The 3,812-nt window shown below is 71.4% G+C and carries 4 protein-coding genes; 2 read left to right on the top strand and 2 right to left on the bottom strand.

Annotated elements, in window-relative coordinates:
* The first annotated feature begins 101 nt into the window (after positions 1-101).
* Complete coding sequence (locus FV228_RS22880; RefSeq protein ID WP_246693997.1) at positions 102-737, top strand: serine acetyltransferase; 636 nt, start codon at positions 102-104, stop codon at positions 735-737.
* 28 nt (positions 738-765) lie between these two features.
* Here the strand turns inward: FV228_RS22880 and FV228_RS22875 are convergent, their stop codons facing one another.
* Positions 766-1,947 carry a DUF1972 domain-containing protein gene (locus FV228_RS22875; RefSeq protein ID WP_238261033.1) on the bottom strand — a complete coding sequence of 394 codons (1,182 nt, stop codon included), beginning with the start codon at positions 1,945-1,947 and terminating at the stop codon, positions 766-768.
* Positions 1,948-1,983: 36 nt separating this feature from the next.
* Between FV228_RS22875 and FV228_RS22870 the strand changes: the two genes are divergently transcribed.
* Positions 1,984-2,721 carry a class I SAM-dependent methyltransferase gene (locus FV228_RS22870; RefSeq protein ID WP_147856695.1) on the top strand — a complete coding sequence of 246 codons (738 nt, stop codon included), beginning with the start codon at positions 1,984-1,986 and terminating at the stop codon, positions 2,719-2,721.
* A 12-nt stretch (positions 2,722-2,733) separates the two neighbouring features.
* On the opposite strand, the gene FV228_RS22865 is transcribed toward FV228_RS22870, so the two are convergent.
* Positions 2,734-3,666 carry a glycosyltransferase family 2 protein gene (locus tag FV228_RS22865; protein ID WP_147856694.1) on the bottom strand — a complete coding sequence of 311 codons (933 nt, stop codon included), beginning with the start codon at positions 3,664-3,666 and terminating at the stop codon, positions 2,734-2,736.
* Positions 3,667-3,812 lie beyond the last annotated feature (146 nt).

Here is a 3,812-nt window from a genome sequence, read left to right as displayed (position 1 = left end):
CCCCCCCCCCCCCCTTTTTTTTTTTCACGAATAACACTGCTAACGAGCGGCTGCGTAGTCTCGTGGGCTCGGTGTTGTTTTTAAGATAAAGGGCGCCGGTCTTGCCGCGTAGCCGCGGCTTTACGGGCGCCCTCGTGAACGCCGATCAGCGCGGTCCGACCGGCTACGCGGAGGTGCGCCGGCTGCTGTCGGCCGACTTCGCCCGCGTCCTGCGCCAGACCACGGGCGGCAAGCCGACCTCCCGGCTGCGACGCCTGATGCACCTGACGCTGCCCGCCATGCAGGTGGCGATCTTCCACCGCGTGGCGCATCTGATCCACGGACACGGCTGGCGGCGATGCGCGGCCGCCGTCTCGGACCTGTCGTTGCGGCTGACCGGCGCGAGCCTGCACCCAGGCTCGCCGATCGGGCCCGGCCTGTTCGTGCCCCACCCGGCCCGCATCGTGTTCTGCGGCAGCGCGGGGATCGATCTGGTGCTGCTTCCCGGGACGCTCGTGGGGCCGCGGGATTGGGTCTTCCCCGGCGCGCCGTTCCCCGCGGACGCGCCGCGCCTCGGCGACAATGCCGTGGTCGGCGCCCACGCGGCCGTCCAGGGTGCCGTCACGGTCGGGGCCGGGGCGACGATCGGGATCGGCGTGTGCAGCCTGCGGGACGTGCCCGCCGGCACCGTGACGATGGTCGCGCAGCGGCAGATCCGCAGCCGCTGCGATGTTCCGGAGGGCGGCGATGCAGTTTAGGACCAACCCTGCAACGTCGGCCCGCCGGTCAGGCCGGCCCGTGCTCGTGGCGGCGGATGGCTTCCCGGCCTCCGCGGGCGGCGCGCCGGGACGGGAGCTGGCGGCGGAGCACGCCTTCGTAGGCATCGACGATGCCACGCCAGCCGAACGCGTCCGCATGCCGGTCGCGGGAGGCCGCCGACATCGCGTCGAGCCGGCTCGGCGCGGCGCGCACGAGGTTCAGGATGCCCCGGCGCAGCTCGGTCTCGTCGCCGAAGAACACGGCGCCGTCGCCCGCCACCCAGCGGTTGAACGGATTGTCGTGGGCCAGGATCGGCGAGCCGGCGCCGAGGGCCTCGACCAGGGACGGATTGGTGCCGCCGACCGTGTGGCCGTGGATGTGGAAGCGGGCATGGAGCCGGAGGGCCGACACCCGGTCGGCCTCGTAGATCGCGCCCGCGAAGATCACGTCCGGGCCGCCCGCGGCCTTCACGGCGCGGTGGTAGGAATCCGAGTCCATCAGCTTGCCGAGCACGACGAGGGGCAGGCCGGGGCGGATCTCGCTCCAGGCGCGGACGATCTGGAGCACGAGGTTCTCGGGCACGACCCGGGCGATCAGCAGCCCGTAATCGCGGGGGCGCACGCCGAACGCAGACAGCGGCGTCGTCGGCGCCTCCAGCACCGGGTCGGCGCCGTACGCGATCGTGGTGATCCGCTTCGCCGCGGTGTTGCGGGCGAGGTGGCGGGCGATCTCCGGATGGTCCGCGACCAGATGCGTCGAGAACAGGCTGCCGAGACGCTCGTTCAGCCAGAACCATGCCTTGGCGAGCTTCGACCACCGGTCGCGCTTCCACTCGATCCCGTCCATGTTCATGACGCTGCGCTTGCCGGTGAGGCGGTACAAGATCGAGAACAGGGCCGTGTTGTAGCCGAGCACCAGCGGCAGGGCCGGCCGGAACGCCGCCCGCAGGGTGCATTTGAGGTCGAACACGATCGTCGCGAAGGCGCCGTCGCCCCGCACCGCGACCGGGATCAGCGCCACGCCGCGCCAGACGCTCGGCGGGGTCGGCGTGCTGACCTGGCAATAGACCTCGACCCGCCAGCCCCGCTCGACGAGATCCAGCGCCAGGCGCTCGGCCAGGGTCTCGAAGCCCCCATGCGCGGCCGGCACCCCGCGGGTGCCGAGGATCGCCACCGCCGGGCGCCCGTCCGGCCCGTCCCGATTCACCACTCCGGCGCGCGTCGCGTCCTCAAGGGAGCCTGAAGTATGGTCACCGTCGAACAGCGCCTGTTCCGGGAGATGGGGGCCGGGGGTTACTCCCGGCAGGACCACCGGATGGAGTACATCGTGCGTGTCAACGCGCTGCTCCGGCCGGATATGCGGGTGATGGAGTTCGGGGCCGGGCGCGGCAAGTGGACCGATGACCCGGTTCCACTGCGCCGGCACCTCGGCGACTTCCGCGGACGCTGCGCCCACGTCATGGCCTGCGACGTGGACGAGGCGGTCCTCGAGAACAAGTCGGCCGACGAGGTCCGTCTGATCGGCCACGACGGGGTCCTTCCATTCCCGGACGGAAGCTTCGACCTGATCTCGGCGTTCTCGGTCCTCGAACATATCGAGCATGCCGAGGTCACCGCGGCCGAGCTCGGCCGGGTCCTCGCCCCGGGGGGGTGGCTCTGCGCCTGGACGCCCAACCGCTGGGGCTATGTCGGGGTCGGCGCGCGGCTGATCCCGAAGCGGCTGCACGCGCAGGTCCTGCGCTGGGTCGAGCCGCGGCGGGTCGAGATCGACTCGTTCGTGCCGCTCTACACGATGAACACGGAGGCGGCGCGGAAGCGGCTTTTCCCAACTGATCGGTTCGAGCACTTCACCTACAGTTTTGACGGGCAGCCGTTCTATCATGGCGAGAACATCGTCCTGGGCAAGTTCTGGGAGCTGCTGTTCCGGCTCACGCCGGGTCCGTTGAAAGGCTACCACATGGTTTTCATCCGGAAGAAGGCGTGAGGATCGGGCCGATCAGCCTCGAAGACTGCGCAGATGGTTGGAAAACCTGCGCATGTCCTCGGCCTTGCGGGCGAGTTCCGGCTGCCGTCCGAGGCGGCCGGCGAGGCTGTAGGCCAGCGCCCGCAGGGTGAAGCCGAGGCGCAGCGGGGCTACGAAGAAGGCCGGCGAGGACAGGAGCCGGCCGGCGTTGCGCAGGCGGTAGATCCCCGCCAGCCCGTCGAGCCAGCGGGCCGAGCGCGTGCCGGCCGAGCCGCCCTGGAGATGGACGACCGCGATCCCCGGCAGGTAGGCGACCCGCCAGCCGGCATCGCGCAGGCGACAGCCCCAATCGACGTCCTCGCCGTAGAGGAACAGCGTGCTTTCCAGGCCACCGATCGCCTCGACCGCCTTCCGGCGCATCAGGACGAACGCGCCGCAGACCCAGTCCACGTCCAGGGCCTCGCGCCCCCGGGCCTGCCGGCTCGCGAGGTAGAGGCCGCGCAGGCCGAAGCGCCCGGACAGCCCGGCAGCGTGGACCAGGGTCGAAAGCGGGCGCGGCTCGTAGCCGGCATCGCCGACCTGATGGCGGCCGTCCGGGAAGATCAGGCGCGGCCCGACCGCGCCGACATCGGGATGCGCGTCGAGATGGGCCAGCGCTCCGGCTAGCGCCTCCGGGTCGCGCAGGAACGCGTCGGGGTTCAGAAGCAGGATCGTGTCGCCCTGCGCCGCAGCGAGCGCGACGGCGTTGCCCCCCGCGAAGCCGTGGTTGGTCCGCTCGGCGATCAGCCGCACCCACGGGAAGGCGCCGGCGATCCGCTCCGGCGTGCCGTCCGACGAGGCGTTGTCGACGACGATCACCTCGTAGGACCGGTCGATCCGGCTGGCCGCGAGGAGGCGCAGGCAGGTCTCGATGTCGGCGCCGGTGTTGTAGGTGACGATCAGGACACTGAGGCCGATGCCGCTCATGGTCGAACTCTCCGCGATCCGAGGACAGGACGGTTCGGGGTCGCGGGCGGCCTCGGACGGTTGCCCGGCGAAGTCGCGGAACCATGATCCGGCACGGAGAGCGCGCGCGTCGCGCCGCCGACCTCCGCGGCGGCACGGCGCTGCGC

The sequence above is a fragment of the Methylobacterium sp. WL18 genome (assembly GCF_008040015.1).
GTDB lineage: Bacteria > Pseudomonadota > Alphaproteobacteria > Rhizobiales > Beijerinckiaceae > Methylobacterium > Methylobacterium mesophilicum.
This window is presented reverse-complemented; position numbering and strand designations above follow the sequence as displayed.

Excerpts from the sequence above, each read along its gene's own strand:
- FV228_RS22870 (WP_147856695.1), top strand. The coding sequence starts at position 1,984 with ATGGTCACCGTCGAACAGCGCCTGTTCCGGGAGATGGGGGCCGGGGGT.
- FV228_RS22865 (WP_147856694.1), bottom strand. The coding sequence starts at position 3,666 with ATGAGCGGCATCGGCCTCAGTGTCCTGATCGTCACCTACAACACCGGC.